Consider the following 26,498-nt stretch of genomic DNA (forward strand, 5'->3'; position numbering starts at 1 on the left):
GCTATCAGTTTTACATTTATTATTGATAACAACGGATGGAATAATATAATTATGTTATTTTGATTTTCACGCCCACAGAAACATTAATTCCGGCCATGGGGCTCAGAAATTTCAATTGGGAATTCTGAAGTCTGGCTTCTGTATTTAAAAGATTGCTTCCTGAGATATAATACTCTATACTTCCTATTTTCAGACTGCTATCCTCATAGGCAATACGGGCATTAAGAAGAGAAAATGCCGGCATAGGAAGCTCCGGATTAATATTTTTTCCTAAATATTTTTGTTTTAAGTAATGGTCCAGCCCTACGTTGATGCTGAAATTCCGTATACTTCCCGTCAGGCTGAAACCGAAACGGCTTGTAGGCATATTGGGCATATAATCTCCGTCACTCCATTTCCTGATAGAACTGTCGGCAACACTTATGTTTCTGACCAGGTCATAATAAGAGCCTATCTCCCATTTTCCCAACTTCTGAAGATCGATTTTATAAGCTGCTTCCGCCTCTATTCCATTGATTTCGGTATCATCAGAACGCCATTCCTTAACCAGGAAAACTTCCCGTGACAGCCCGGTATGAGCCAGATAAATATAATTTTTATAATGGGTGTGATACCAATTGGCAGACAAGCGAAGGTTTTTTAAATTAAGTCCGCCTCCTATTTCTATCGTATTTGCAGTTTCTTTATCCAGTCTGTCATCTCCGTTTTCTTCCGTCAGGATGGCAAAATGGTTGTTTCCCGAGTACAGCTCGTTCACTTCAGGAGCTCTTTCCGAATGGTTATACTGTATTTTCAGATAAGCTTTCTTAAAGATATTCCATTGGGCTGCGGCATGGAGCTGGTGGAGGGTAAAATCTCTCCCGGTAAGATTTCCTCCGGAAAGTCCACGGCTTCTTTTGTACGTGTTATCTGCTTCGGCTCTGCGTTGTACATGGTCATTCCGGTACCCCAGATCCAATTCTAGAAAATTGAAATCAAGATGCTGCATGGTGAAAATTCCGATCTCACGACTGATGGTATTGGGCAGGTATCGTTGACTGCCTTTTCCGTCCATATTTCTGTATTGCATCTCCACACCTGTGGTTCCGGTCAGGAATTTGAGTTTTTTCTGAGCTATTTCAAGACGGCCGTTATGTTGTTGTATGATAAACTGATTGGCTCTGTATCGTTCAAGAAGTTCCGTATTTTTTGAAAAAACGCCCATATAATTCAGTTTTATACCGGCAATCGGGAAATTATTGAAATTATACGCGGATTCAAATATTGCTTTATGAGAAAGGCTCTTGATATTGATCGGTAAATAGTCTATCTTTTTCTGAGGTTTGCCGTGAGTATGGGCCGGCATTTTGGGCATTGCGTATCCGGGAACACCAAAATAAGAATATGAATTTTGATAAGCACCTCCCAAGTAGAAGGATTTCCCAATATAACTGGTTCCGATATAGAAGGAATTGCTTTCGGAATGGCTGTTGGGAATGACACCGTCTTTTGTGGGAACAATGTCATTGATGCTGTTCACCTCACTTCTGTAACGGTCTTTTGAAGGATCCTGTCCGGGGATGTATTTATCATTTTTAGGATTTGGATAATATTTGCCGTCCGAAGGATTATAATACGTCGGGCTAAAAGTATAAAGATCATCCTGCGAAAGTTCATATTCTATCATATGATCAATGGCAAACTGGCTGATATAAGGAAAAAGACTGGTATTTAGTACATTTCTGGAATCAACATTGAGCTGGCATAATGACTGAAGAATACTGTTGAAACCCACCAGATTCGGATCATAACACCGGCTGTCTTTCGATTTTCCCGGAATTCTTACAATATCTTGTTTCTGATTACTTGCTCCCACAGTGAGAACCCAGTTTTTAGTAAGGGCACCTTTAGCTGAAAAAGCCTGTCTTTGACCGCTATTGCTTCCACCTTCCAACATGGCATTGAGATTAAATTTTTTATCGGGAATCTGCCGGGGAATATAATTGGTTTCAATATCTATGGCTCCTCCTATTGCTTTTCCTCCATATAATACCGACGCAGAGTTTTTGTAAACATTGATGCTCTGCACATTATCCATTTCAATATCCATATTAAAATCCGGGCTTATTCCTGAAAGGTCATTAACGGACATTCCGTTTTCAAGTACCCGAACCCTGTTGCCACTGAGGCTTCTGATTACCGGAGCTCCGGCATTAGGCCCATATCCGGAATTTTGGATCCCCGGAATTTTCCTCAAGGTTTCCCCTAACGTATTGGACTGGATGAAATCCAGGGTCTTCCTGGGAATATTGGTGACCTCGTGATGCAGTCTTCCTTGTACTTCTACAGATTCTATGTCCTGTACGGTCTTTTGAGTAGTCTGTTTCTGAGCTTTTAAAACAGAAGGAGAAGAAATCAACCCACTTCCTATCAAAAAAATAACGGTTTTTTTCATGTACACATGCTTTAATAATCCGGCAAAGCTAGATAATTTTATCTTTTAACGCAACAATGTTGCAATAAAAAAATAACAGCATAGAACACGTTTATCCTTTGCTCAACCGGTAACTATTTGTTTTAAAGCTTAATAAACATACTGATTGCAATATATTTACCGTCTGGTTGTAAGGCAAAAAAAAACCGCCCTGAAAGAGCGGTAGTAAATTTTTAATTTTGTTGTCTTAGCAAGTTCTTGCTCCACAATTAAGTACTCTGATGTGGATTACATGGTTAACTTCGCACTGTACTTGGCATAGTCCGTTTTCTAAAACATTTACAACACCACCTACAGTTCCACCAATAACACCTCCGATGCCTCCAACAACACCTCCCACAGCGCCTACAACGCCTCCGATTAGTTGTCCGATTGGATCAAGAAGTCCTTCACCAGAAATTGATTTCATTTGGTTTCTGTCTAATTTTTTTAAGTTTTTCATAACTATAATTTTATATGATTAATACATCACGAATATAGGAATAAAAATAATACAACGCTATATTTTTTTGAATAAATTAATGTATCATTTATATAATTTAATATTTCATTAATATAAAGGAAATTTAATGCAAAAGTCATTTTGTTTTATATCTGATTGATTTTCTAAAAGTTAAAAAACATATCTCAAATTTGAAAATTTAGAGTTATTAATTTTTAAACAAATAACATATATTGATAAATTTTTCTCAAAATGAATTAATGATTGTTATGACAACGAAACTAAAAGAATTCATCTCTTTTTTAAGCTTATATATTGTTATAAACAGTTTCAAAAATTGAATTTGATTATTTCATTGGTAAAAGCTGCTCTTATGATTGATATTAGGAAGCAAATTTTGTATTTTTGCTGACATACTTTTAACAATGTCAATTTTTTCAAATAATATACGCTTTTTAAGAGCCAGAAGAAAGCTCTCTCAGCAGAATGTAGCCGATGAACTGATGATTTCCCGTGTACGATATTCCAAATACGAAAACGGAATCTCTGAACCTCCTATTGAGCTGCTGATTAAAATTTCCAAATACTTTCACACCAGTATCGATTTGTTATTGTCCGTAGATATTCAGAAATATCCTATGGATGAAATGATGAAGCTTCCGGATAACAGGATCGTTCTTCCTGTTGCTGTAGACGATCTGGGAAATGACACTATTGAAATCATTCCTCAGAAAGCATCCATGGGATATCTGGAAGGCTATAGTGATGTGGAATATATTGAGAGCCTGCAAAGAATTGCACTCCCCTTTCTTACCAATGGTAAATACAGAGCCTTTCCGGCAGACGGGGATTCTATGCCGCCATTCAGAAGCGGTTCCTATATTGTAGGAAAATATGTAGAAGGTATCAACGACCTGAAGCCTGGTAAGACGTATGTTTTTGTAACATTGAACGACGGGATTACCTATAAACGTTTTAAAGAAAGAAAAGACAGTTCAATCTGTGTAAGTGCAGATAATTCTTTCTATGAACCTTATGATATTCCTTTTGATGAAGTAGTGGAAATCTGGCAGTACGCCTCAGGTATTTTCCCTGAAGATTTTGAGCCCGGCGATTATGAAAGCTACAATTTCAAAGAAATGTTCCGCGAACTGAGACAGGATATCAAAGATCTGGATCGTAAAGTTTCCGGCCGTCGCAAAAAAGCATAATATATTTTTCCTTACCTATAAAACAAATACCCCTTTTCCATACTTTTTGGAAAAGGGGTACATCATCTTAGTCAAAATATCACACCACTAAACTATAAATAAGGAAGCGATCGTCTGAGCATCGCTTCCGCTTAGAATTTCATCATATGCTGCAGAACCCGCAGCGGCTCCAAATAAAGTTGCAGTATTGTAGCCTGCCTGATTGGTATTATCTTCTCCTGCATACACTGCGTTGGTGGAAGAAGGCATATTTCCGCCGTTGGCCAACTCTATCCAGCCTTTGTTGGCTCTCATTCTTCTTACCTGAGAAGCATGTCTTGCCTCTACGGAATGAATCTGTAAAGCCGCCTGCAGGACCACTTTATTAGACATTACATTTCCTGCCTGCCCTTTATATGCTCTTACACCAGTGTCTTCGAAAGCCTGAGCCAGAATAAGAAACTGGTTATAATCGGTAAACGGGGAAAAATTTCCATTGGCTGTAAAGTCAAAATTGGGCTTTGCACCGGGTGTGGTTCCTAAAGAAGTCAACGTGCTCTTTAAAAAATTGACATGCGCAGATTCGTGTTTTGAAATCTGCATAAAAACCGCTCTGTCGGAATTAGGGATCAATCCTGCTTTAGATAATCCCATACTGTAATATTCGTTTTCCAGGTATTCCAGCACCAGGGCCAGTTGTAAAGCATCGGTTAACGTGCTTTTTAAAAAGGTTGAAGTTCCCTGAATTTTCTGTGTTTCTGCCTTTGCAGGCGAAGCCATCATCCCTGCCAGCCCAAGAGGAACTGAAGCGACGGCCGCTTTTTTACCGAATGCAGAAATATTGGTGATAGCGTCTAATCTTGTGGCTTCCGTGGTAAAGAATTTATCATGGGAAAGCTTATCTAGTAATTTAAGAATATTCATAATAATAAGATTTAAGGGTGAATGATTAATTAATACCTCTTTCTTTCCATGTGAAAGGTGTTTTGATAAATCCTCCTGCAGCCATCACGATGTCTTTAGGTTCTTTGGCCAGATCCAGCCCGTTGGCGTCAATGACATCATCTCCGGAAAAATCCGCAGATCCGGGATTGATCAGATTTCTTATAGCTGAAGCGTGCCTTGCTTCTACTGAAACTATTTTTCCGGCAATCACCAGGTAATCCGGATTGGAAATATATTTTCCGGCCCCGTTATAAGCGGCTACTCCCGTGTCTTCCAATGCTTTTGAAGTTGCTAATACAGAATTCCTGTCGTTAAAATTGACGTTAGAATACTGAAATTCCAGTTTAGGAAGTACATTTTGAGTCACACCACTAATGGCTGCCTTAAAGAAATCACGATGCACTACCTCATGATGATAAAGATCTGTAAAGATCTCTTTTTCAATACTGGAAATCCCTGAATAAAAATTATTGACCACTTTCGTATAGAAATCTGCTTCCAGTTGCTCCAGAGCATAGGCATAATTTAATATTGCCACATCTCCTGTTCCGAGGTCGAATACTGCACTGTTGCCCGGATCCTGAAAATTATCATCATCTGTACAGCCTATGATGGTAAGTCCCGCTACAGCCAGACCTATTCCACTTAATTTTAAAAAGTTTCTTCTGCTGGTATCCAGGGTTGCACCCTGATTAGAAACCTGAATTGTTTTTTTCATAATATTTATTTTTTAAGTGTTTGATATAAGAAAAGCAGCATAAACATTATGCTGCTCAAAAAAACTATGGCATTAACACCGTATCTATCACATGAATCACACCATTAGATTGGTTCACATCAGCGATGGTCACTTTTGCATTATTTCCTTTGGCATCTTTGATATAAAGATCTTTACCTTTTGTCCAGAATGTAACATCCTCTCCTTCTACTGTTTTCATCATACTTTTTCCTTTTCCTGCAGCTACCGCAGCCCATATGTCTTTAGCACTGTACTTTCCTGATAAAACATGATAAGTCAGTATTTTGGTAAGCGTGGCTTTATTTTCCGGCTTCACCAGATTTTCTACGGTTCCTTTCGGAAGTTTGGCAAATGCAGCATCTGTAGGTGCCAAAACCGTGAATGGACCCGCGCCTTGTAATGTTTCTACCAGACCGGCAGCTTTTACAGCAGCAACAAGTGTTTTGTGGTCTTTGGAATTCACCGCATTTTCAATAATATTTTTAGACGGATACATGGCAGCTCCACCTACCATTACCGTTTTTTCTTTCATCGTTTGTGCATTTACCTTCCCGCTAAAAGCAAATGATAAAGCTACCATTGCTAAAACTGTGATTTTTGATTGTGTGTTCATTGCGTTGATTTTTTTAATTAATATGAAATTTTGTGTTCTTAATTTCATTTACGAGGAAGGTTTTTATTTAGATTTAAAAAATGCAACTATTTATTTAAATAACTGAAAAACAGTTATTTATTTTTACATCCAACATCCAAAACATTATTTTTTTAATTAACTATTAAAGGTTACGGCATATTTTTATTGTTACTTCAGATAAAAAACACGGGATAGAATTAACATTTTTAATGAAAATGGAATTAAACAAAAGAATTTTTAAAATTTATTGGTCATATCTATAATTTTATTACATTTGGAATGAAAAACAAGAACTATTAAAACAAACTATTCTGAAGAGGAACTTATCGTTTTACTTAAAGAAAAAAACGAGGCAGGTTTTCATCATTTGTATGACCACTATTCCGGGGCATTATATGGTGTGATCCTTCGAATTGTTCAGTCTAAAGAATACACTGAAGAAATCATTCAGGATGTTTTTGTAAAAATCTGGAATTCCATTCACCAGTATGACGCTGCCAAAGGCAGATTTTATACCTGGATGATCAATATTGCCCGCAATACCGCCATCGATTATTTAAAATCAAAAGGTTTTCAGAACGAATTGAAGAACCAACCGCTTCCGGATTTCGTATATAATACCACAGAGCTTTCTACCACCAACCAATCATCCGACTATATCGGATTTAATAATGTGCTTGAAGGACTGGAAATTGATAAACAGGAACTTATCAATCTGGCTTATTATCAGGGATACACCCAAAACGAAATATCCGAAAAACTGAAGATACCGCTGGGAACGGTAAAAACGAAAATGCGGAATGCATTGATGAAATTAAAAGATTTGCTTAAAGATTATCAATAAATTGAACACTAAAGAATACATATCATCCGGAATTATAGAATCTTATATTCTAGGCCATGCTTCTCCTGAGGAAGCGGGGATTTTGGAGTGTGTGATGAAGAATAATGCTGAAGTAAAAGCGGCTTTTGAAGAAGCTCAACTCACTTTGGAACATCTTGCTACAGCGCAGGCTGTAACACCTCCAGGCGATTTAAAATCTAAAATCTGGAATAAAATCCAACAGGAACAGACGACTGAAGAAATAAAACCTGTCGTTTCTACAGATATTCCTGCAGCAAAACCTCAGGAAGAAATTAAAATTCAGGGGAACAGCAACTGGAAAATCTTTGCTATCGCTGCTTCCGTATTATTTTTATTAAGTATTGGAGGCAATCTTTTCTGGATGAATACCCAATCCGAAACAAAAGAGGAAATAGCAAAAATGAAGGCTGAAAAGCAATCTCAGGATATTGCCATGCAAAAGATGAACAGGAAAATGGAAATGTTTTCTAATCCTGACATGCAGATGGTAATGCTCAAAGGCGTAGAAAAACACGCCGATTCAAAAGCGATGGTTTTCTGGGATAAAAAAACAAAAGAGGTCTACCTGAATGCTGAAAATCTCCCAAAAGCACCTGAAGGAATGCAATACCAGCTTTGGGCAATCGAAGACGGAAAACCCGTCAATGCAGGAATGTACACCGAAGAAAAGGATACCAAAATTGCACTGGCCAATATTCCAAAAGCTCAGGCATTCGCCATTACTCTCGAGAAACAAGGCGGAAGCGCAGTTCCTACGATGGAAAACATGTACGTAATGGGCGGAATTTAGCATTGACAAAATAAAAACCCGGAATTTCTTCCGGGCAATCAAATATCGAATGGTAAAAAATGGAAAATCTGTGACCTGCAATCTGGAATTCTATACAATTCCAATAATGTACAAATTTCAGTTTCCATAATTTTTAAGATTTATTTTCTATTTTTTCTACTGTTAAAAAACAAAAAATACTGTATTTATTCTCCTTTAAAATGAGGCTCTCTCTTTTCTATGAAGGCACTTATCCCTTCGTGATGATCTTCTGTTGAAAATAATTCTCCAAACAAGGCGGCTTCCTGTTTCAGCCCGTCGTTAATGTGCAATTCAAACCCGGTATTTAGGGATTGTTTTGCCTTTGCAACGGCTACAGGTCCTCGGGAAGCAATTGTTTCAGCCAATTTCTGCGCTTCGTTCAAAAGATCTTCCGGGGCAATCACTTGATTGACAAAACCAAATTCCCTGCATTGCAGGGCAGAATAAAATTCTCCCGAAAACACCATCTCTCTTGCCTTATAAAGTCCTACTGCTCTTGGAAGACGTTGTGTCCCTCCAAAACATGGCAGCAATCCCAGACTAACTTCAGGAAGTCCGAATTTTGCTTTTTCGCTCGCTAAAATAATATCACAGGACAAAGCAAGTTCACATCCGCCGCCCAATGCAAAGCCATTAACGGCTGCAATCACGGCAAATGGCAGAGATTCAATGGCATTAAATGCTGTTTGGGCTGTGATTGAAAATTCTTCCGCCTGTTGAGGAGTCATCTTCTGCATCGCTTTAATATCGGCTCCTGCTACAAAAGCCTTTTCTCCGGAACCGGTAATGATCAGCACACGGATATTTTTATCAGATTTAATATGGCCGGCCAATAAAGCAAGCTCCTGTAAAACCTTTTCGTTTAAAGCATTTAATGCCTGTGGCCGGTTGATGGTTACAACACCGACATGGTTGTTTTGTTGGTATATTAATGTTTCAAATTCCATGATGTTAAGTTGAAAGTTATATATTGAACATGATGAAGGAAGCTCCTTTAATTCCCAGCTTTATGTAAGAATTGAATGATACTTGAAAAGTCAATTTTCCCGTTTCCGGCATCGCTCCACATTCTGTAAAGATTCAATGCCGTGTTTCCTAAAGGAGTTGATGTTTTGCTTTCCAATCCTGCTTCTGCGGCCAGTCCGAGGTCTTTGGTCATAAGATCTACAGCGAAACCTCCTGAATATTCCCTGGATGCCGGAGCATTTTCCATGACTCCCGGATAAGGATTATAGACTTCCAGAGACCAGTTTTTACCGGAACTTTTCTGCATAATCTCACTTAGAATCTTCGGGTCCAGACCATTCTTGATTCCCAGATTAATTGCTTCTGAAGTGCCGATCATATGAATTGCCAGGAGCATATTATTACAGATTTTAGCCACCTGACCGGCTCCTGATGTCCCGGCATAAAAAATATTTTGTCCCATACATTTCAGAACGGGACGTGCTTTTTCATAATCTTCCTGCTTTCCTCCCACTATAAAAGTAAGGGTTCCGGCCTGAGCACCACCGGTTCCCCCGGAAACCGGCGCATCAATCATTCTGCAACCTTTAGAAGCCGCCAACTGAGCTACAGAACGGGCCGTAACGGCATCAATGGTACTGCTGTCGATCAATAAAGTATCGGGTTTCAGCTGGCTTATAAACTCTTCTGTATACAATTCCGCAACATGCTTACCGGAAGGCAGCATCGAGATTATAATATCTGCCCCTTTTGCTGCAGCCACCGCTGAATCTGCGGTTTGTCCTCCTGCGGAAGCCAGTAGTTGTAATGCTGAATCTGAAAGATCAAAACCAATAACGTGATGCCCTTTTTTTATAAGGTTGGCAGCCATCGGGCCACCCATATTTCCTAATCCTATGAATGCTATATTTGACATGATTATTTAATTGAAAGTTAAAAGTTGAAAATTGAAAATTATAGACTTGAAGTTAATAGTTGAGATTGATGGAAATCATAACGGGTTATTTTTTAAATTTGAGAAAAACCAAATATGAAAGAAAATATTATTTTGAATAAATCCTATTCATTTGCCTTAGAAATAATCAAAGTATATCAATATCTATATTCTGATAAAAAAGAATTTATCCTGTCAAAACAACTTCTACGTTCAGGAACAGCCCTTGGGGCTTTGATACGGGAAGCAGAGCATGCACAGAGTACTAAAGACTTTCTCCATAAAATGAATATCTCTCTCAAAGAGGCAAATGAGACATTATATTGGCTACAATTATTAAAAGATAGTGGCATACTTGATATATCAATTTATCATTCAATATTTCCTAAATCCGAAGAATTGGTCAGGCTACTTGTATCCATTGTAAAGACCTTAAAAGGTCAGTCTGATAATTAAAATTGACCAAAAGTTCTTAAATTTTCCATTATCAATTTTCAATTTAAAATACGAGTTAATCCATTCCTCAGTGATTTCATTCCATGTTGCAGGGTGCCATTTGGGTGAAAGGTCCTTGTCTACCAGTAAAGCCCTCACCCCTTCTGCAAAATCAGGATGAAGACAGCATTGGCAGGAAAGATTCAGTTCCGATTGGAATACTTCTTCCAGGCTTAAGCTTTTTCCTCGCTGCAGCTGTCTGAAAATAACGTGTGCAGAGCTTGGTGAACCGGCCTCAAGACTTTTTAAACCATTATTGATCCATTCATCTTTATCGGAATAATTGGAAAGCAGTTCTTTAAACTGCTCTGCAGAACTTACGTCTTCAAACAAACGGATAAACGGCTCATGAGCCTTTGCCTGAGATTCCGGAATAACAAATTCACGGGAAACGGTGGTAAGAATTCCAGAAACGGTGGTATGAGGGTCATTTTTCCAGTCTGTATGTTCTAAGGCTTTGATAATGGCTTCTTTTGAAGAGGATTCCACATAATAGTCGGCCAGTCCCAGAAAAACACAGTCGGGACCGTCTAATCGGGTTCCGGTCAGTCCCATATACATCCCATAGGCAGAAGGCATTTTATTTAAAAACCAGGTTCCGCCTACATCAGGATAAAGTCCGATGGTAATTTCAGGCATGGCCAGTTTACTTTTTTCCGTTACAATGCGATGTGAAGCACCAACCATCAGGCCTATTCCTCCTCCCATGACGATTCCGTGTCCCCAGACAATTACCGGTTTGGGATAGGTATGAATATCAAAATCTACCTTATATTCCCTGGAAAAGAAATCATAGCAATCTTTGGGAACCTGCGTCGAATCAATACTTCTCTGATGGATAATGGCTTCATAGAGTTTTCGTACATCCCCACCGGCACAGAAGGCTTTCTCGCCTGCTCCCTGGAGGAATATACAGATCACTTCATCGGAAGTTTTCCAGGCAGTCAGGATTTTCTGCAATTCTTTGATCATCGGTAATGAAAGAGAATTGAGCGTTTTCTCTGAATTCAGGGTGATAAACCCTACTTTATTTTTTATCTCGGTTAATACTAAATTCATTTTTTTAATTGAGAGTTGAAAGTGGAACATTGAGTTTTATTGGTCCAAACGATTTCCTAGGCTGCTCATTTTTCCACTATTACTTATCTGATTTGTAAAGTAGCTCCTTCTTCCAGCATTTTACGTGAAATAACGAGCTTCATAATTTCGTTGGTTCCTTCTACCACCTGATGTATCCGTGCATCACGCATCAGCCGTTCTACAGGAAAATCCTGGGTACATCCATAGCCTCCGAGTATCTGCAAAGCTTCATTACAAATATTAAAAGACATATCTGTAGCCAGTCTTTTGGCCATGGCACAATACGTTGTCGCATTCGGATCCTGAGAATCAAGCTTAAATGCTGCAAGGTGCACCATCTGACGGGCAGCGACAAGTTCAGTGGCCATATCTGCTATTTTAAACTGAAGAGACTGAAACTGGGAAAGTGATTTTCCAAACTGCTGTCTTTCATGCATATATCGCTGTGCCTGATTGATAGCTCCCTGGGCTGCTCCTACTGAGCATGTTCCGATATTGATCCTGCCACCGTCCAGACCCTTCAATGCAATTTTGAAACCTTCTCCCAGTTTACCCAGCAGAAAATTTTCATCGATTTCTACGTGATCCAGAAATACGAAACGGGTCGGCTGTGTATTCCATCCTAATTTTTTTTCTTTTTCACCAAAGCTGATTCCTTTTGTCTGTGCCGGTACAATGAAAGCGCTGATTCCTTTGGCTCCCGGTTCATCACCTGTACGGGCCATCACAATGAGGATATCACTTTCTCCGGCTCCTGAAATAAAAGCTTTTGTTCCGTTGATGATGTATTTGTTTCCTTTTTTTACGGCTGTTGTTTTCAATCCGGCAGCATCAGAGCCCGATCCCGGTTCTGTAAGGCAATAGGAACCTAAGAGTCTTCCAGAAGCCAGTTCAGGACATAGCTGCTGCCTTACAGGGTCTTTTCCAAACTGATCAATCATCCATGAAACCATATTATGAATGGTGATGTAGGCTGTAGTGGACGGGCACGCAGCTGCTAATTCCTCAAAAATAATGGCGGCATCTAATCTGGACAATCCCAGCCCTCCGTTTTTCTCTCCGGTATAAACCCCGCAAAATCCGAGCGCTCCGGCTTTGGTAATGGCTTCCCGTGGAAATATCTTCTTCGCATCCCATTCAGAGGCAAATGGAAAGAGTTCTTTTTCGGCAAATCTTCTGGCTGCATCCTGGAATGCCCGCTGGTCTTCATTTAGGTTAAATTCCATCTTTAGGTTTATTGAAATTAAAATATTAGCATTAAAATCCGGCTACGAGCGTTGAAAAACGTGACTATTATTCATTTTAAATTTTCAACTACTTAAGGTTGATTGTCATATTGACATTACCTCCCGGTACGTCTTCTTCAAACCATCGTGCCGTAATGGTCTTGGTTTCTGTATAAAAACGGACTCCCTGCTTCCCGTAGGAATGCAAATCGCCAAAGAATGATTTTCGCCATCCTGTAAATGAGAAAAACGGAAGCGGAACGGGAATAGGAAGGTTCACCCCTATTTGCCCTACTTCAATTTCGTGCTGGAATTTTCTGGCTGCGGCTCCCGAATTGGTAAATATGGAAGTCCCATTGCCGTAGGGATTCGCATTGATGATCCGAATAGCTTCATCTAAAGTTTCTGCTTTTAAAAGCAACAATGCCGGTCCAAAGATTTCTTCTTGATAAATATCCATTTCTGCAGAAACATTATTAAACAAGGTTGGACCTACAAAATATCCGTTTTCATAGCCTTCAACATGGCAGTCGCTTCCGTCTAACAGGACTTCAGCACCCTGATCGTAGGCCGATTTTATTAATCTTAAAACTTTTTCTTTAGATTGTTTATTGATTAAAGGACCGTATGCTGCAGATTCATCCGACCATACGCCAGGTTTGATCGTGCTTAACGCTTTTTTGATATCATCAGCCCACTGCTGTGCCTCACCTACCAAAACAGCAACGCTGATCGCCATACAACGCTGGCCGGCTGCTCCACAAGAAGCTCCCACCAGATTATTGATCACCTGGGTTTTATTGGCATCAGGCATTACCACCATATGATTTTTAGCCCCTCCAAAAGCCTGAACTCTCTTCAGATTGGCAGTTCCCGTACGATAAACATGTTCTGCCACCGGAACGGATCCTACAAAGGAAATTGCTTTGATTTCAGGATGGTTGAGGATATGATTGACCTGGTCTTTCGAACCATGAACAATATTCAAAACGCCCTTTGGAAAACCTGCCTGTAAAAACAGCTCGGCCATTTTCATGGAAGTCATGGGAGTCTGCTCAGAAGGTTTTAAAATAAAGGTATTTCCACAGGCAACAGCCATCGGGAACATCCATAACGGAATCATAGCCGGAAAATTAAATGGGGTAATTCCTGCACAAACACCCAATGGCTGGATGTAACTGTAGGTATCCACTCCCCTTGCTACATTTTCTACGGTTTCTCCCATCATCAGGCTTGGAATATTGCAGGCATGTTCCACTACTTCAATTCCTCTCCAAACATCTCCCATAGCATCGGCAAAGGTTTTTCCATTTTCCTGGGACAGAATTTCAGCAATCTCTTTTTGATGTTCTTTCAAGAGTTGCTGATATTTAAGAAATAATCTGGCTCTTTCCGGTGTGGCTACTTCTTTCCAGGTTTTAAAAGCTTCACGGGCCGCTTCAATAGCTTCGTCTATCTCCTCTGTGTGGGTTAAAGGAACCTCTGCAAGAATCTCCTGTGTAGCAGGATTTTCTACCGGAAGATATTCAGTTGCTTTACTGTCCTGAAAATTTCCGTCAATTAATATTTTTATTTTTTGCGACATAGTTTTTTGAATTGAATGTGGAGAGTCGAAAGTTGAAAATGATAGTAAAATACTATGTTTTTTGTACAGTTCCATATAGATTCATCATTTTCAACCTTCAATTTTCAACTCTCCATTAGTATTAAATTACCAGCAGGTCAACAAATTCATTGACATCAAGGCTGATGAGTTTGTCATATTCCAAAGAATTTTCCAATACCAGTTTCTGTTGCTTTTCCGGGAAAATACGGGCAAGATTGACTTTATATTTTTTGATCAGTTCGGGAATTCCCTCTTCTCTTCTCCGTTTGTGACCGATAGGATATTCTACCACAATTTCATTCAACACCGTTCCGTCATGAAGTTCTACGGTTACCGCATTAGCGATGGAACGTTTTTCAGGATCGTGATAATCTGTGGTAAACTGAGTGTCTTCCACACATTCTATTTTATCACGAAGAAGATCAATTCTAGGATCCGAAGCAATATTATCTTCATAATCTGCTGCCGTCAGTCTTCCGTGAATCATAGGCACTGCTACCATATACTGAATACAGTGGTCACGGTCTGCAGGGTTATTTAAAGGTCCTTTTTTATCGATAATTCTGATAGCCGCTTCGTGAGTACGGATCGTTACTTTTTTAATATCATCTGTTGTTTTTCCAAGGTCTTTTAATTGCTGATGTAATGTCATGGCTGCTTCTACGGCAGTTTGTGAATGAAATTCGGCAGGGAAAGAGATTTTAAATAATACATTTTCCATGACGTAAGAACCGTATTCTCTCTGGAATTTAAATTCATTTCCTTTGAATGAAACATCATAGAATCCCCATGTTTTAGCAGTTAGAACGGAAGGATAACCCATTTCTCCGGTTTTGGCGATGAGTGCCAGACGTACGGCTCTTGAAGTCGCATCACCTGCAGCCCATGATTTACGGGAACCGGTGTTCGGGGCATGACGGTATGTTCTTAATGACTGTCCGTCTACAAAAGCCAATGAAACAGCATTAATCAATTCATCGCGGGTTAGGCCGATCAATTTTCCCACTACTGCTGTAGAAGCCAGTTTTACCAATAACACGTGATCAAGACCTACTTTATTGAAAGAGTTTTCCAGCGCCATCACGCCCTGGATCTCATGCGCCATAATCATTGCTTCCAACACCTGCTTCATTTTTAAAGGGGTCTTTCCTTCCGCAATCTGCGTTCTGGATAACCAGTCTGCTGTGGCCAGGATACCTCCAAGATTATCGGAAGGATGCCCCCATTCAGCAGCCAGCCATGTATCATTAAAATCCAGCCAACGGACAATAGCACCGATATTGAAAGCTGCCTGTACGGGATCTAACTGAAACTGAGTACCGGGAACCTTTGCCCCATGAGGAACCACGGTTCCTTTTACGATAGGTCCTAAAAGTTTGGTGCAGGCTGGATAAGTGAGTGCTTCCAACCCACACCCCAGGGTATCTAAAAGACAGTAATGAGCCGTTTTCCAGGCCAAGTCGTTTTTGATTTCATAGTTTAGTACATAATCCGCAATATCTGCCAATACTTTATCCGGTTGCGGTCTTTCATTTGAAATGTGTGAACTCATTGTATAGTTTTAATTTTATAGGAAAATGGAAGGTTTAAAGTGGTCAACTTTAATGTGCTTCTCATTCTTTATTTTTTAATTATTTTCTGTTGCTGATCGGGACAAATTCTTTGTTTTCAGGGCCTGTATAGTTGGCACTCGGGCGGATTATTTTTCCATCCTGTCTTTGCTCGATAATATGGGCACTCCATCCGGTTACTCTTGAAATAACAAATAATGGAGTGAACATCAGGGTTGGCACTCCCATTAAATGATAAGAAACAGCAGAGAACCAATCCAGGTTCGGGAACATTTTCTTTTCGTCCCACATAATGGTTTCCAGTCTTTCGGCAATATTGAACAGCAGCATATCTCCGGCTTCATCGGAAAGTTCCTGTGCAACCTTTTTAATGACAACGTTTCTAGGGTCTGATATGGTGTAAACCGGATGTCCGAATCCAATGATCACTTCTTTATTGGCAATACGTTTACGGATGTCTTCTTCCGCTTCATCCGGAGAATTGTAACGGCTTTGAATCTCAAAAGCAACCTCATTGGCTCCTCCGTGTTTTGGTCCCCTTAAAGCACCGATAGCTCCTGTGATAGCAGAATAAATATCAGAACCTGTTCCGGCAATAACGCGGCTGGTAAAAGTAGAAGCATTAAATTCATGCTCTGCATACAGGTTTAAGGAAATCTGCATAGCCTTGGCCCACGAATCAGAAGGTTTCTTTCCGTGGAGTAAGTGAAGGAAGTGCCCTCCGATCGTATCGTCATCGGTTTCCACATCAATTTCTTTTCCATTGTGGGTGTAATGATACCAGTATAATAATCCTGAACCGAAAGAAGCGAGTAATTTATCCGCAATATCCCTTGCTCCGGCAATATTGTGGTCATCTTTTTCCGGCTGGATGCTTCCGATCGCAGATACCATAGAACGCATAACGTCCATAGGATGGGCAGCAGCAGGGATACTTTTTAAAATATTTCGTACAGAATGGGGTAAACCTCTTAATGATTTTAGCTTGGCCTTGTAATTTTTCAGCTGGGCTTCTGTGGGCAACTGACCATAGATTAAAAGGTAAGCGACTTCTTCAAACTGTGTTTTTTCTGCAAGGTCCAATATATCATAGCCTCTGTAGTGCAGATCATTGCCGCTTTTTCCGACACTGCAAAGTGCTGTATTACCGGCAGCTACCCCCGAAAGTGCTACGCTTTTTTTTGGTTTAAACGTAGGTTCATTACTTGTTGACATCATTATTCTTTTTAAAAAGGTTATCTAATTTTTGTTCATAATCATGGTATCCGATGCTTGTGTAGAGTTCTTCTCTGGTTTGCATGGTATTGAGTACATGAGCTTGTGTACCGTCTTTGCGGATGTGCTCAAAAACATTTTGAGCCGCTTTATTAGCCGCCCTGAAAGCTGATAGGGGATAAAGAATAAGCTCTACTCCAGCTTTTTTAAGCTCGTCGACCGTATACATCCGGATCATCCCAAATTCTGTAATGTTTGCCAATACAGGAATTCCGGTAGCATCTACAAATTTCTGATACAAACTGATATCAGTAACGGCTTCTGCAAAAATGAAATCTGCACCGGCATCTTTGTAAGCAATGGCTCTTTCAATTGTTTTATCCAAGCCTTCAACTGCAAAGGCATCTGTTCGGGCCCCTATGACAAACTGATCGTTTGTTCGGGCATCGACAGCGGCTTTTAACCTGTCTGACATTTCATCCTTACTTACAATTTCCTTTCCGGGACGATGTCCGCAGCGTTTAGCTCCCACCTGATCTTCAATGTGAAGCGCTGCAGCACCGGCCTTAATAAGAGACTTGACTGTTCTGGCAACATTAAATGCTGAAGGTCCAAAGCCCGTATCTACATCAACCATCAGCGGCAAATCACAAACATTGGTAATGCGCTGAATATCTGTCAATACATCTTCTAGGGTGGTGATCCCCAGATCGGGAATTCCCAAAGAACCGGCAGCAACTCCTCCTCCCGAAAGATAAATGGCATTGAAACCTGCCTGCTGTGCCAATAATGCATGATTGGCATTGATGGTACCTACAATCTGGAGAGGATTTTCTTTTTGCATCGCCTCCCGAAACCGCAGTCCGGGCGACTCTAAGCGTTCATTTTTAGTCATTGTTAATATTTATCATTTAGTTAAATAGGTATTTGTAATGAGGGTTGAGCTATAGCTGCCTGTCGGAAATCCGATGCGTGGAATCAGTTAAAATGCTATGTATAAAACATTTTCCGATCTCTACCTGTTGTTTCAGGTTGAGATAGACGGGATTGTGAATGGGCATATTTGTCAACTTTTTAAGGGTTAAACCATATAAAGTTCCTGTCAGGCTTCACAATACTTTAGGGGAAATAAAAATTAAGGAAAGGAAAATATGTTTATAGGCTAATAGCAGATGTATTGCATCATTCATCTATCTCAACAATAGGATGAGCACATAAAAGTATAATCACACTGTTATCTATATCATATCATACCTGACTATAAGCTTCAGACCGCGAAAGCATCGTCAATTCAAAACAGGCAGGTCTCCTGACTTGTAACAGTTTTTATCTTCCTTCCCATTTACAGAGCAAACAGTGGACATGATGTGATAAAAACCTTGGTGTGTTACTTACAGTTGCGCGACAGTTCGTGATTTGCACACGATTCCCTTTTAATACACAGCTAAGTGTAACCAGTTTTGGTTGATAAAGAAGGTGTTAAGAACTCCTTGGTGGTAAATATAGACATTTTATTGAAACAGCCGCATCTGGAATTGTTTTTTATTTTAAAAAAGCTTTAAACCATTGAAAATATGGGTGATATTTTCAATTAAAGCTTTTATTTTGAAAGGAAATAATAGTTGATTTTAACAATATTTGTAATTTTTTTAACACCAAAAATTATGCTTTGAATAGAAAGCGATTCACTCCTTTTTATTTTACTGATGAAAATCATGTTATCTATTTGTTAAGTTTTGAGACTTATCACAGACTTTATGATGAATGATCTGAAAGGCGGATTTTTCTGTTCTGACTGGCAGCTCATTTAAATATTTTGCTTCAAATCCTTAAAATGACACTTCATGATCCTTAAAATACACTTGATTCACAAAACTGATCGCCTTGATCATTAAAATTTCTTGCTTTGTCCTGAAAAAACCGACAAAATGCCGAAAGAAAAGTTCAGCCTTAAAAACAAACCAGAATATATTTTCCTGGTTCTGGGAACGTTATGCCTGGCAGCAGTTCCTGCTCTTTTTCTTTTGGATTTTCCCAATAAAGCTGCAACAATTCTGATAGTAATGATCTGTGGGGAAATTTTATTTCTGATTACTATTGCCCTTTCCGGAAAAGGTTATACTGATAAAATAAAGGAATCTTTTACCGGTTTTTTTAGAGTAAGACAAAAGTTAAGAAACAAGAAAAACTGAAAATTATAAGAAACAGATGTCTATGCGGGAAAAAAAAAGACAGAAACAACAGTGTTTCTGTCTTGTAAGTCGTTATAAAGAAGAAATGTATACTTCTATTTTTGTTCCATCGTAATTAAAAGTTCCATCTTCATTCTTTTTGCCTAATTCCCACTTGAAATCTACAGGTCTATCCCATCCTGCTCCTAGTTTTCCTCCATTCACGGAGCGGGCGTAATCTATGTTTTCGGTCGTAATTGCAGAATGAAAGAAAGTTTTGTCTATCAGCCTATAGAATCCAAGGGCTTTTCCTTTAGGGATTACGGAATAGCCGTCCCACTTTTCTCCTCCCATGTAGTCGAACTTTCTCAGCCATGCCTGACCTGTAAGTTCTGATAAATCATTGGGACTGATGCTGGCGCCTCTCATATAAAGTGTATACGCTACTACATCATGACAAACTCCGGTGTTGTATTTGCTGATATTCTCAAAGCCTGCAAGAAGTGCATTGGCAACAGTGGCTCTTTCCGAAGGGCCTAATTGAGCTTTCGTAGCTCCTTCTGGTGTTAATGACATATTAATAAAATTTTGTTTTTGGTCTTGTAAAGATAAGTTTTTAAAATTAAAGCGAAAATCATATTAATTTTCTGCATCTGCTGTATTCTCCTATGACGTGGACAACGAAGCGTCAGGGTTTCGATACAATTCAATTAAATTGTTTATTTTTAAAATAAAAAACAGATGATGAAAGTAGTGTTTAAGTTTCTATTAATTATCTTCTGCTTGGGAAGTACTGTATCATGCCTGACCCATTATGATGAGAAGAACAATGCCAAACTATTGCTGAAACTGATTGATAAAAGACTGAAGGTCTCACCTTTGGTTGCGAAAAGCAAATGGAATACAAAAGCTCCTATTGATGATCCCGTGCGAGAAAAAGTTATTCTGGACAGTGTGAAAATTAAAGCCCAGAAAATGGGAATTGATGAAAACCTGGCGGTTCAGTTTTTTCAGGCACAGTTTGAAGCCGGTAAAATAGTACAAAGGCAATTGCATAGCCGGTGGCAAATTCAAAATCAGGCATCTTTCAATCCAGTTCCGAATCTTGCTACAGAAGTTCGTCCTGTCTTGGATCGTCTTACTCCTCTGTTGTTACTGGAACTGAAAAAAAATAACCCTCATACTCTGAATGCTCAGTCAATAAAGATATTAAGAAAAGAAGCAAGAAAGATAATTAGCCCGGAATTTACCGATGACGTTGTGGAAACGGCGATACAACCTCTTGAAATCGCTGTCACATCAAAATAACGGAATAAATTAATGTACAAATATTATCCTTTGACAAAAAATATAACAATCATCGGATCCATCCGATATGTGGTGGGATGGATTATAATGGTAAGTCTTTGGGGAAGCTGCCATTTAAACAAAATCAACCCTTCAGAAAAAATAGCGTATCTCGGGCCTCCGGCATCATTTACTCATTCGGCGGCCGGGAAGAAGTTTCCGTCACAAACGCTGGTATTTCAAAACAGCATTGAAGAGTGTTTTATTTCTGTACGTTCAGGGATCGCGGAAAAGGCAGTTGTTCCTTTGAAAAATTCTATTGGAGGCATTGTAGTGCCCACTGAAAAGGCATTGAAAGTGTTTCCTGATATTATGATCGAAGATTCTCTGGAGTTGCCCATATCCCAAAACTTAATGGTTGTTCCCGGAACGGTTGCTATTAAAAAAATTTATTCTCATCCGCAGGCTTTACGACAGTCCCGTCGACTTATAGACAGCCTTTATCCCGCTATTCCAAGAATTGAATACTCCTCTACTTCGGCAGCGGCAAAATGGGTATCGGAACATCCTGAAGAGAAAGCAGCAGCTATCGCCAATACCGAAGCTGCAAGATTATACAAACTGAAAGTCATTAACACTGATATCCAGGATGATAAAAATAACAGAACAATGTTTATCATTATTTCAAAAAAGAATAAAGAGCTGCACTAGTGTCAGGCAGCTCTTTATTGTATAGTAATCTAAGGTTTGTTTTGATAATTTCCTGATTATTATGAAACTACACCGATTCTCGCTTTTAAAGGGATATTGTAAGTATTTAAGCATGGCGTCTGCCCATGAAAATCAAAATCAATATTGACATCCGGTCTGAAAATCAGGCAATGAGTGGAGCCTCCAAAATGGAAGGTACCGATAGGATCTCCTTTTTTTACTTGTTGACCTTCTGTAACCATAATTTCACAACTCGACACTTCCGCCATTCCAACCGCTACAAAACACATTAATCCTATTTTTTCATTATCGGATTGAATGAAAATCAATGCGCGGGCTGCCAATTCTGTAATATATCCCTGAGAATCATTCGGCCCTGATGGATCATAGCCTTCAACAGGGGCTTCTGCATAGTAAGTTCCCGGAACATTCTGAATGGCTACTATTTTTCCGTCTACAGGGCTATTCCATCTGTGATAGGTTTTGGCGCATAAAAAGGCCTGATAAACTGTGCTGTTATCTCCAAACTGCTGTGCCAGCTCATGATTATTCATAATATCAATCAAAGAATAAGGCTGGCCTTTCATCCAGAATTTATCTTTCATTTTAGCATTGGTAACCACATTATAAGGGGCAGATTCGCAAGCATTAACAATTACTGACGGGTCCTGATCTTCGGGGCTTACCTCCCGTACTCCAGGATTGAACTGTCTGGTAAAAAAATCGTCCCAGCTTTTATATCCGAAATGCGGCTGATCCGGCTGGCATTGGTAATTGTAAATAAAATTTTGTAATGCATCCTGCGGATTATTCCCCTTTCCTCTCAAGGGATCCATGGCTGCAATAGCTTCAAGAGCCGGCTGTGAAAACCATCCGATCGGGTTCGTATAATCCGGCTGTGGCTGGGTGACAGGCCCATTAACCAAAACATATTGTGAGGCCGGAGATTCCAGAAAGGTTTTCCATTCTGCCAGGATAACGCTTAGTTTTTCATTCACTACAGGATGAAGGAAAGTGAGGTATCCTGCCTGAGTACCCATCGCCCAGTCCAGAATTGCATTGATAGGAAAGCCAACCAATCCTATACTGTCTTCTATAGTACTGTAACAGGGAGCTTCGTTCAAGACCTGATTGATGATGAGCAACATAGTTTCAAAGTTTTTAACGGGCTCATTGTAGCCTTGCGGAATTTCATCATACATGCTTGTAAAGCTCATGTATAAAGTAGGATCATTATAAATAGCCTCCCTTAGTGCATTAACTGCAGGGCTGAGAGGAAGTCTGGTATGCTTTACCTGATTTACTTTTTTCTCGATCCAGTTATTGAGAAAACTTCTGTCGGAGGGAAGCCATTTCCCTACCCTGTACTTTACATGATTCATGGTATGAGTCTTTTAGAGGTTATTTTTATACTTTAAAGTTACCTCTGTTCTTCTATACCTGCAATAGTATTTCTACTTAAAGTAAGATACGTAAAACTACTTAAACAAAAAACAAGACGGAAGAAACCCGCCTTGTTACCAAAAAATAATATGATATGAAAAAATATGAATGTTTTTATATTTGTGATGCATTCAACATTAAGTTATGCAGATCTGTATTCTTTATAAAGGGTTGCAACAGTTCACTTCCCGGTCCGAATGCCGCTACTTCCACATAGTCTCCGGAATGATCCATACTGATCCACCCTACGGAGTTATGTTTTTTCTGAATTTCAGAATACAGTTTGAAAGGAAGCTTTTTATAATTGTAAAGCCCTTCTTCCTTCTCCAACCCGTTATAGAACCCCAGAAGCTGCCTGGCTTCATCATCGGTCAGTACGATTTGATTTCCTTCATAGATCCAGTCTTTGATATCTTTCGGTGAATAGTCTTTATGAATTTTATTTAGTATATATTCATTGGTATATTTATAATCTGAAATACTGTTGAAGTTTTTCGTAGCATTACTTCCGTAGATGGTTCCGGGATTGGCATTTCCATGATCTGTTGTGATGATCACCAATGTATTTCCGTCTTTTTCAGCGAAATCAACAGCTGCTTTTACCGCTTCATCAAAAGCGATCTGGTCGTGGATAAGGGCAGCAACATCATTGGCATGTGCCGACCAGTCTACTTTTCCGCCCTCTATCTGGAGTACAAAACCATTCGGATGATCTTTCATCTGGTCAATAGCTGATTTGGCCATTTCAGCTAATGTTGGAGTGTTTTTAAACTCAGTCAGATGCGTTCTGTCTATACTGTAAGGTAAAGCTCCAGTACTGAAAATACCCAGTGTTTTACCACCTTGTTTTATGTTTTTTAAATCGTTCCGGTCCTTAAGAATCTGATAGCCCTTGTTCCGGTAAACTGCATAGAGATCTTTTTTGTCTTCTCTTTTTCCCGGATTAAAAAATTCATCTCCGCCACCCATTAAAACATCAATTTCGAGATCGGCATACATTTCGGCAATTTGTGGTTCTGCATTTCTCTGAGCCGAATTCACACAAAATCCTGCCGGTGTAGCATGAGTGATGGTCACTGTGGTCACACAACCTGTTTTTTTGCCTGCTTTTTTAAATTTCTGCCATATGGGCACATGTTTTTCGCCATTGACCCCGATGTTCAGGACCCCGTTTTTTACGCGTATCCCTCCTCCAAATGCAGAACTTGCCGCAGCAGAATCTGTGACAACAGAACTTGCCGATGCCGTATCCATGAGCGCACGCGAAACTTTCTTTTCATTATACAAACTAATCCAGTTTGTTTCTCTGCCCAATATATTTTTTGAATACAGATTGGCCATCGATAATGTACCCAGACTCATTCCGTCACTGACCATGAATATGATGTTTTTCGCTCTTCGCAGGGTTTTATTAGCAAGAATGTTCTTCGACCGGAAAAGCTCAAAAGGTGATAAAGTAAGGGCTCCGGAAAGTAACGCGGAACCTTTCAGAAATTTTCTTCTATCCATTTCTTTAAAAATATAATGGCAAGGTAGTATATCTTGCTATTTATTGAAACTTTGTTGCATTAATAAATAATTAAATTTCCTCTTTAAATATTCTTTGGAAAAGGATCATAAAAAGATTCCCCATGTTCCAGATATTCTTTTTCTGTATCACTGATAAGACAGTTTTGAAGATCATTCAAGATTTCATCTTTATTCAGGTTCTGTCCTATAAAGACCAGTTCATTGATGCGGTCGCCCCAATCTTTGTCCCACCTGCTTTCAATAAAATCCTGGTTTTCTATAAAGGATGCATATTGTACCCTATGGCTCATAGGCATACTTCCCCACCACACTCCGGCTTTTTCCAGACGGAAAGAACCGCCTGCCTGGGAGAAATTCAACGCATCATCAGGTCTTGAAGCCAGCCAGAACAGCCCTTTTGCCCTGAGAGTTCCCTGCGGATAGCTCTCATTGAGATATTCCCAAAGCCGCATCGGATGGAATGGTCTTTTATTTCTGAATACCAGTGAGCTTATTCCATATTCTTCGGTCTCAGGGGTATGATGCCCGTTTTGTAGTTCTTTTTGCCATCCTGCAGAGGCCTGTGCCTTATCAAAATCAAAAAGCCTGGTGTTGATAATCTCCTGCCAATCAATCTGGCTGAATTCTGACTGCAGGATTTTAGCCTCAGGGTTCAATTTTTGAAGAGCAGCCTTTAAGAATCCCAATGTTTCAGGATCTACCAGGTCGGTTTTGTTTAAAATAATAACATTGGCAAATTCTATCTGATCGGTCAGAAGATTAACAATAGTTCTGTAATCGCCTTCCATATCGGTAAGATCGCGGTCAGCAAGAAGTTCTGCAGAGCCGAAATCTTTAATGAAATTGAAACAATCAACCACTGTTACCATTGTATCCACATAGCTGAAACGGGAAAGATCAATCCCGCTTTCTTCATCCACATAAGTAAAAGTTTGTGCTACGGGAACGGGTTCGCTGATCCCTGTACTTTCAATAAGCAGATAATCAAATCGTTCTTCTTTAGCAAGGCGCTCTATTTCCACCATAAGGTCTTCTCTCAACGTACAGCAGATGCAGCCATTGCTCATTTCGACCAGTTTTTCTTCTGTCCGGGAAAGAGTATTCTGATTTTCCACTAAACGTGCATCGATATTGATTTCACTCATATCATTGACAATAACTGCTACTTTTAAGCCGTCTTTATTATGCAGAATATGATTTAAGAGTGTGGTTTTTCCGGCTCCCAGAAAGCCGCTTAGTACCGTTACAGGAAGTTTTTTACTCATGATAGCTTAGTGTTTATGGTTCTTAAAATTGATAATGTGCGCGATAATGAGCCCGGCAGCTCCTACATAGATTAAAGGAATATGAATTTCAAATAGGAGGTCTACAAATACCGAAATGGAAATGAGCAGAATAGAGAGGCAAAATATAAATTTTAACCATATGTTGGTCATGTGTTTCGTGACTCTATACACTACGGCAGCTCCGATGATAAGAAAAGCCAGATCAATATAAGGATTATGGGATATCCCTAAAGGAATAATCAGTAAAAGCGGAAAGATAATGCAGTGAATCAGACATAATACAGCGGCGGATATTCCTACTGCGTCCAGAATTTTCGATTTCATAAAGTATAGGGAATTTAGATTTGTTATCGTAACTTTGTTGCAAAAGTAAAGATTAATTTTCAAATAACGCAACTTTGTTGCATTAAAAAATGAAACAAGTAAGAAATACGCACGCCAAAACTGAAATTCTGAACCTTATCAACGGGTCTGATGTAGCGCTTACCCATGCGGATATTCAAAAGAAATTAGGAGACCTATGCAATAGAGTTACCATTTACAGGGTGCTTGAAAGACTTGAAAATGAGGGTGAAATTCACAAAATTGTCAATATTGACGGAGTAGTGAATTTTGCCAAATGCAGTGGAAAATGTACCCATGAAGAGCATTTTCATAACCATGTTCATTTTAATTGCAAAGAATGCCATTCCGTAACGTGTATTGAAAATGCGATTCCGGAAATCAGTTTGCCGGAACGTTTTATTCCCCAGGAATATAATTTTATCATCAGCGGAATTTGTCCGAAATGCGGAGAAAAAGAATGATGGCTCTTTCATCAGATTAACCGTTTTTATACTCAGAAGATGTAACCAGAGTACAACTTCTGGAAAATCTGT

26 protein-coding genes and 1 riboswitch are annotated in these 26,498 nt (G+C 39.4%); of the genes, 8 read left to right on the forward strand and 18 right to left on the reverse strand.

Annotated elements, in window-relative coordinates:
• Positions 1-49 precede the first annotated feature (49 nt).
• Together M030_RS0103930 and M030_RS25435 are read right to left on the reverse strand one after the other, a co-directional pair.
• Positions 50-2,434: a TonB-dependent receptor gene (locus tag M030_RS0103930; RefSeq protein ID WP_027372351.1), complete on the reverse strand. Its 2,385-nt coding sequence runs from the start codon at positions 2,432-2,434 to the stop codon at positions 50-52.
• Positions 2,435-2,660: 226 nt separating this feature from the next.
• Positions 2,661-2,915 carry a bacteriocin-like protein gene (locus tag M030_RS25435; protein ID WP_027372352.1) on the reverse strand — a complete coding sequence of 85 codons (255 nt, stop codon included), beginning with the start codon at positions 2,913-2,915 and terminating at the stop codon, positions 2,661-2,663.
• 425 nt (positions 2,916-3,340) lie between these two features.
• Here M030_RS25435 and M030_RS0103940 point away from each other — a divergent pair, with 425 nt between their 5' ends.
• Positions 3,341-4,126 (forward strand): LexA family transcriptional regulator, encoded by a 786-nt coding sequence (locus M030_RS0103940; RefSeq protein WP_027372353.1) that lies wholly within the window; start codon positions 3,341-3,343, stop codon positions 4,124-4,126.
• Between the two features lie 87 nt (positions 4,127-4,213).
• Here M030_RS0103940 and M030_RS0103945 read toward each other — a convergent pair whose 3' ends face one another.
• From M030_RS0103945 to M030_RS0103955, 3 genes are all read right to left on the reverse strand, one after another.
• Complete coding sequence (locus M030_RS0103945; RefSeq protein ID WP_027372354.1) at positions 4,214-5,029, reverse strand: ferritin-like domain-containing protein; 816 nt, start codon at positions 5,027-5,029, stop codon at positions 4,214-4,216.
• Positions 5,030-5,054: 25 nt separating this feature from the next.
• A complete protein-coding gene (locus tag M030_RS0103950; protein ID WP_027372355.1) occupies positions 5,055-5,768 on the reverse strand; it encodes a ferritin-like domain-containing protein in 714 nt (237 codons plus the stop codon).
• Positions 5,769-5,832: 64 nt separating this feature from the next.
• The gene (locus tag M030_RS0103955) at positions 5,833-6,402 is read right to left on the reverse strand and encodes a fasciclin domain-containing protein (RefSeq protein ID WP_027372356.1); all 570 of its coding nucleotides are present in this window, start codon (positions 6,400-6,402) and stop codon (positions 5,833-5,835) included.
• 388 nt (positions 6,403-6,790) lie between these two features.
• Here M030_RS0103955 and M030_RS0103960 point away from each other — a divergent pair, with 388 nt between their 5' ends.
• On the forward strand, positions 6,791-7,267 hold the full coding sequence (locus M030_RS0103960; protein ID WP_027372357.1) for an RNA polymerase sigma factor: 477 nt from the start codon (positions 6,791-6,793) through the stop codon (positions 7,265-7,267).
• 1 nt (position 7,268) lies between these two features.
• On the forward strand, positions 7,269-8,078 hold the full coding sequence (locus M030_RS0103965; protein WP_027372358.1) for an anti-sigma factor domain-containing protein: 810 nt from the start codon (positions 7,269-7,271) through the stop codon (positions 8,076-8,078).
• 185 nt (positions 8,079-8,263) lie between these two features.
• On the opposite strand, the gene M030_RS0103970 is transcribed toward M030_RS0103965, so the two are convergent.
• Positions 8,264-9,046 (reverse strand): enoyl-CoA hydratase-related protein, encoded by a 783-nt coding sequence (locus M030_RS0103970; protein WP_027372359.1) that lies wholly within the window; start codon positions 9,044-9,046, stop codon positions 8,264-8,266.
• A gap of 47 nt (positions 9,047-9,093) precedes the next feature.
• Complete coding sequence (mmsB, locus tag M030_RS0103975; protein WP_027372360.1) at positions 9,094-9,981, reverse strand: 3-hydroxyisobutyrate dehydrogenase; 888 nt, start codon at positions 9,979-9,981, stop codon at positions 9,094-9,096.
• A 114-nt stretch (positions 9,982-10,095) separates the two neighbouring features.
• Between mmsB and M030_RS0103980 the strand changes: the two genes are divergently transcribed.
• Positions 10,096-10,455, forward strand: coding sequence for a four helix bundle protein (locus tag M030_RS0103980; protein WP_027372361.1), 360 nt, complete (start codon positions 10,096-10,098; stop codon positions 10,453-10,455).
• On the opposite strand, the gene M030_RS23695 is transcribed toward M030_RS0103980, so the two are convergent.
• The 6 genes from M030_RS23695 to prpB all read right to left on the reverse strand — a co-directional run bounded on the left by M030_RS23695 (position 10,432) and on the right by prpB (position 18,087).
• Positions 10,432-11,553 carry an enoyl-CoA hydratase/isomerase family protein gene (locus M030_RS23695; RefSeq protein WP_051584877.1) on the reverse strand — a complete coding sequence of 374 codons (1,122 nt, stop codon included), beginning with the start codon at positions 11,551-11,553 and terminating at the stop codon, positions 10,432-10,434. The genes M030_RS0103980 and M030_RS23695 overlap by 24 nt on opposite strands.
• Positions 11,554-11,636: 83 nt before the next feature.
• Entirely contained in the window at positions 11,637-12,800 is a 1,164-nt protein-coding gene (locus M030_RS0103990; protein ID WP_027372362.1) for an acyl-CoA dehydrogenase family protein, read from the reverse strand.
• Positions 12,801-12,888: 88 nt separating this feature from the next.
• Positions 12,889-14,385, reverse strand: a complete 1,497-nt coding sequence (locus tag M030_RS0103995; protein ID WP_027372363.1) for a CoA-acylating methylmalonate-semialdehyde dehydrogenase — start codon at positions 14,383-14,385, stop codon at positions 12,889-12,891.
• Between the two features lie 121 nt (positions 14,386-14,506).
• Positions 14,507-15,958, reverse strand: coding sequence for a bifunctional 2-methylcitrate dehydratase/aconitate hydratase (locus M030_RS0104000; RefSeq protein WP_027372364.1), 1,452 nt, complete (start codon positions 15,956-15,958; stop codon positions 14,507-14,509).
• A gap of 79 nt (positions 15,959-16,037) precedes the next feature.
• Positions 16,038-17,192, reverse strand: coding sequence for a 2-methylcitrate synthase (gene prpC / locus M030_RS0104005; RefSeq protein WP_228375182.1), 1,155 nt, complete (start codon positions 17,190-17,192; stop codon positions 16,038-16,040).
• On the reverse strand, positions 17,179-18,087 hold the full coding sequence (gene prpB / locus M030_RS0104010; RefSeq protein WP_027372366.1) for a methylisocitrate lyase: 909 nt from the start codon (positions 18,085-18,087) through the stop codon (positions 17,179-17,181). Before prpB ends, prpC begins: the two co-directional genes overlap by 14 nt.
• Positions 18,088-18,473: 386 nt before the next feature.
• Positions 18,474-18,666, reverse strand: a riboswitch (cobalamin riboswitch).
• A 454-nt stretch (positions 18,667-19,120) separates the two neighbouring features.
• On the opposite strand from prpB, the gene M030_RS23700 reads away from it, so the two are divergent.
• Positions 19,121-19,384 (forward strand): transporter suffix domain-containing protein, encoded by a 264-nt coding sequence (locus M030_RS23700; protein WP_051584879.1) that lies wholly within the window; start codon positions 19,121-19,123, stop codon positions 19,382-19,384.
• 72 nt (positions 19,385-19,456) lie between these two features.
• Here M030_RS23700 and M030_RS0104020 read toward each other — a convergent pair whose 3' ends face one another.
• Positions 19,457-19,939 carry a hypothetical protein gene (locus tag M030_RS0104020; RefSeq protein ID WP_027372367.1) on the reverse strand — a complete coding sequence of 161 codons (483 nt, stop codon included), beginning with the start codon at positions 19,937-19,939 and terminating at the stop codon, positions 19,457-19,459.
• A gap of 165 nt (positions 19,940-20,104) precedes the next feature.
• Between M030_RS0104020 and aroQ the strand changes: the two genes are divergently transcribed.
• Together aroQ and M030_RS23710 are read left to right on the forward strand one after the other, a co-directional pair.
• Positions 20,105-20,671, forward strand: a complete 567-nt coding sequence (gene aroQ / locus M030_RS23705; protein WP_081806290.1) for a gamma subclass chorismate mutase AroQ — start codon at positions 20,105-20,107, stop codon at positions 20,669-20,671.
• Positions 20,672-20,701: 30 nt separating this feature from the next.
• Positions 20,702-21,361: a prephenate dehydratase domain-containing protein gene (locus M030_RS23710; RefSeq protein ID WP_185097379.1), complete on the forward strand. Its 660-nt coding sequence runs from the start codon at positions 20,702-20,704 to the stop codon at positions 21,359-21,361.
• A gap of 59 nt (positions 21,362-21,420) precedes the next feature.
• On the opposite strand, the gene M030_RS0104035 is transcribed toward M030_RS23710, so the two are convergent.
• The 4 genes from M030_RS0104035 to M030_RS0104050 form a co-directional block, all read right to left on the reverse strand.
• Positions 21,421-22,743 (reverse strand): phosphatidylserine decarboxylase family protein, encoded by a 1,323-nt coding sequence (locus tag M030_RS0104035; protein ID WP_027372368.1) that lies wholly within the window; start codon positions 22,741-22,743, stop codon positions 21,421-21,423.
• Between the two features lie 175 nt (positions 22,744-22,918).
• Complete coding sequence (locus M030_RS0104040; protein ID WP_027372369.1) at positions 22,919-24,313, reverse strand: alkaline phosphatase; 1,395 nt, start codon at positions 24,311-24,313, stop codon at positions 22,919-22,921.
• Positions 24,314-24,396: 83 nt separating this feature from the next.
• Positions 24,397-25,599, reverse strand: coding sequence for a GTP-binding protein (locus M030_RS23715; RefSeq protein ID WP_034722083.1), 1,203 nt, complete (start codon positions 25,597-25,599; stop codon positions 24,397-24,399).
• 6 nt (positions 25,600-25,605) lie between these two features.
• A complete protein-coding gene (locus M030_RS0104050) occupies positions 25,606-25,944 on the reverse strand; it encodes a MerC domain-containing protein (RefSeq protein ID WP_027372370.1) in 339 nt (112 codons plus the stop codon).
• 89 nt (positions 25,945-26,033) lie between these two features.
• On the opposite strand from M030_RS0104050, the gene M030_RS0104055 reads away from it, so the two are divergent.
• Positions 26,034-26,426 carry a Fur family transcriptional regulator gene (locus tag M030_RS0104055; protein ID WP_027372371.1) on the forward strand — a complete coding sequence of 131 codons (393 nt, stop codon included), beginning with the start codon at positions 26,034-26,036 and terminating at the stop codon, positions 26,424-26,426.
• The last annotated feature ends 72 nt before the right edge of the window (positions 26,427-26,498 follow it).

This window comes from Chryseobacterium sp. UNC8MFCol, from assembly GCF_000482305.1.
In the GTDB taxonomy this organism is placed as follows: Bacteria; Bacteroidota; Bacteroidia; order Flavobacteriales; family Weeksellaceae; genus Chryseobacterium; species Chryseobacterium indologenes.

Coding starts and splice junctions, on each gene's coding strand:
- M030_RS0103990 (WP_027372362.1), bottom strand. CDS start 12,800: ATGGAATTTAACCTAAATGAAGACCAGCGGGCATTCCAGGATGCAGCC.
- M030_RS0104040 (WP_027372369.1), bottom strand. CDS start 24,313: ATGGATAGAAGAAAATTTCTGAAAGGTTCCGCGTTACTTTCCGGAGCC.
- M030_RS0104050 (WP_027372370.1), bottom strand. CDS start 25,944: ATGAAATCGAAAATTCTGGACGCAGTAGGAATATCCGCCGCTGTATTA.
- M030_RS0104000 (WP_027372364.1), bottom strand. CDS start 15,958: ATGAGTTCACACATTTCAAATGAAAGACCGCAACCGGATAAAGTATTG.
- M030_RS0103995 (WP_027372363.1), bottom strand. CDS start 14,385: ATGTCGCAAAAAATAAAAATATTAATTGACGGAAATTTTCAGGACAGT.
- aroQ (WP_081806290.1), top strand. CDS start 20,105: ATGATGAAAGTAGTGTTTAAGTTTCTATTAATTATCTTCTGCTTGGGA.
- M030_RS0103950 (WP_027372355.1), bottom strand. CDS start 5,768: ATGAAAAAAACAATTCAGGTTTCTAATCAGGGTGCAACCCTGGATACC.
- M030_RS23695 (WP_051584877.1), bottom strand. CDS start 11,553: ATGAATTTAGTATTAACCGAGATAAAAAATAAAGTAGGGTTTATCACC.
- M030_RS0104035 (WP_027372368.1), bottom strand. CDS start 22,743: ATGAATCATGTAAAGTACAGGGTAGGGAAATGGCTTCCCTCCGACAGA.
- M030_RS0104055 (WP_027372371.1), top strand. CDS start 26,034: ATGAAACAAGTAAGAAATACGCACGCCAAAACTGAAATTCTGAACCTT.
- M030_RS0104020 (WP_027372367.1), bottom strand. CDS start 19,939: ATGTCATTAACACCAGAAGGAGCTACGAAAGCTCAATTAGGCCCTTCG.
- M030_RS0103970 (WP_027372359.1), bottom strand. CDS start 9,046: ATGGAATTTGAAACATTAATATACCAACAAAACAACCATGTCGGTGTT.
- M030_RS0103955 (WP_027372356.1), bottom strand. CDS start 6,402: ATGAACACACAATCAAAAATCACAGTTTTAGCAATGGTAGCTTTATCA.
- M030_RS0103945 (WP_027372354.1), bottom strand. CDS start 5,029: ATGAATATTCTTAAATTACTAGATAAGCTTTCCCATGATAAATTCTTT.
- prpC (WP_228375182.1), bottom strand. CDS start 17,192: ATGTCAACAAGTAATGAACCTACGTTTAAACCAAAAAAAAGCGTAGCA.
- M030_RS23715 (WP_034722083.1), bottom strand. CDS start 25,599: ATGAGTAAAAAACTTCCTGTAACGGTACTAAGCGGCTTTCTGGGAGCC.
- M030_RS0103980 (WP_027372361.1), top strand. CDS start 10,096: ATGAAAGAAAATATTATTTTGAATAAATCCTATTCATTTGCCTTAGAA.
- M030_RS23700 (WP_051584879.1), top strand. CDS start 19,121: ATGCCGAAAGAAAAGTTCAGCCTTAAAAACAAACCAGAATATATTTTC.
- M030_RS0103930 (WP_027372351.1), bottom strand. CDS start 2,434: ATGAAAAAAACCGTTATTTTTTTGATAGGAAGTGGGTTGATTTCTTCT.
- prpB (WP_027372366.1), bottom strand. CDS start 18,087: ATGACTAAAAATGAACGCTTAGAGTCGCCCGGACTGCGGTTTCGGGAG.
- M030_RS25435 (WP_027372352.1), bottom strand. CDS start 2,915: ATGAAAAACTTAAAAAAATTAGACAGAAACCAAATGAAATCAATTTCT.
- mmsB (WP_027372360.1), bottom strand. CDS start 9,981: ATGTCAAATATAGCATTCATAGGATTAGGAAATATGGGTGGCCCGATG.
- M030_RS0103940 (WP_027372353.1), top strand. CDS start 3,341: ATGTCAATTTTTTCAAATAATATACGCTTTTTAAGAGCCAGAAGAAAG.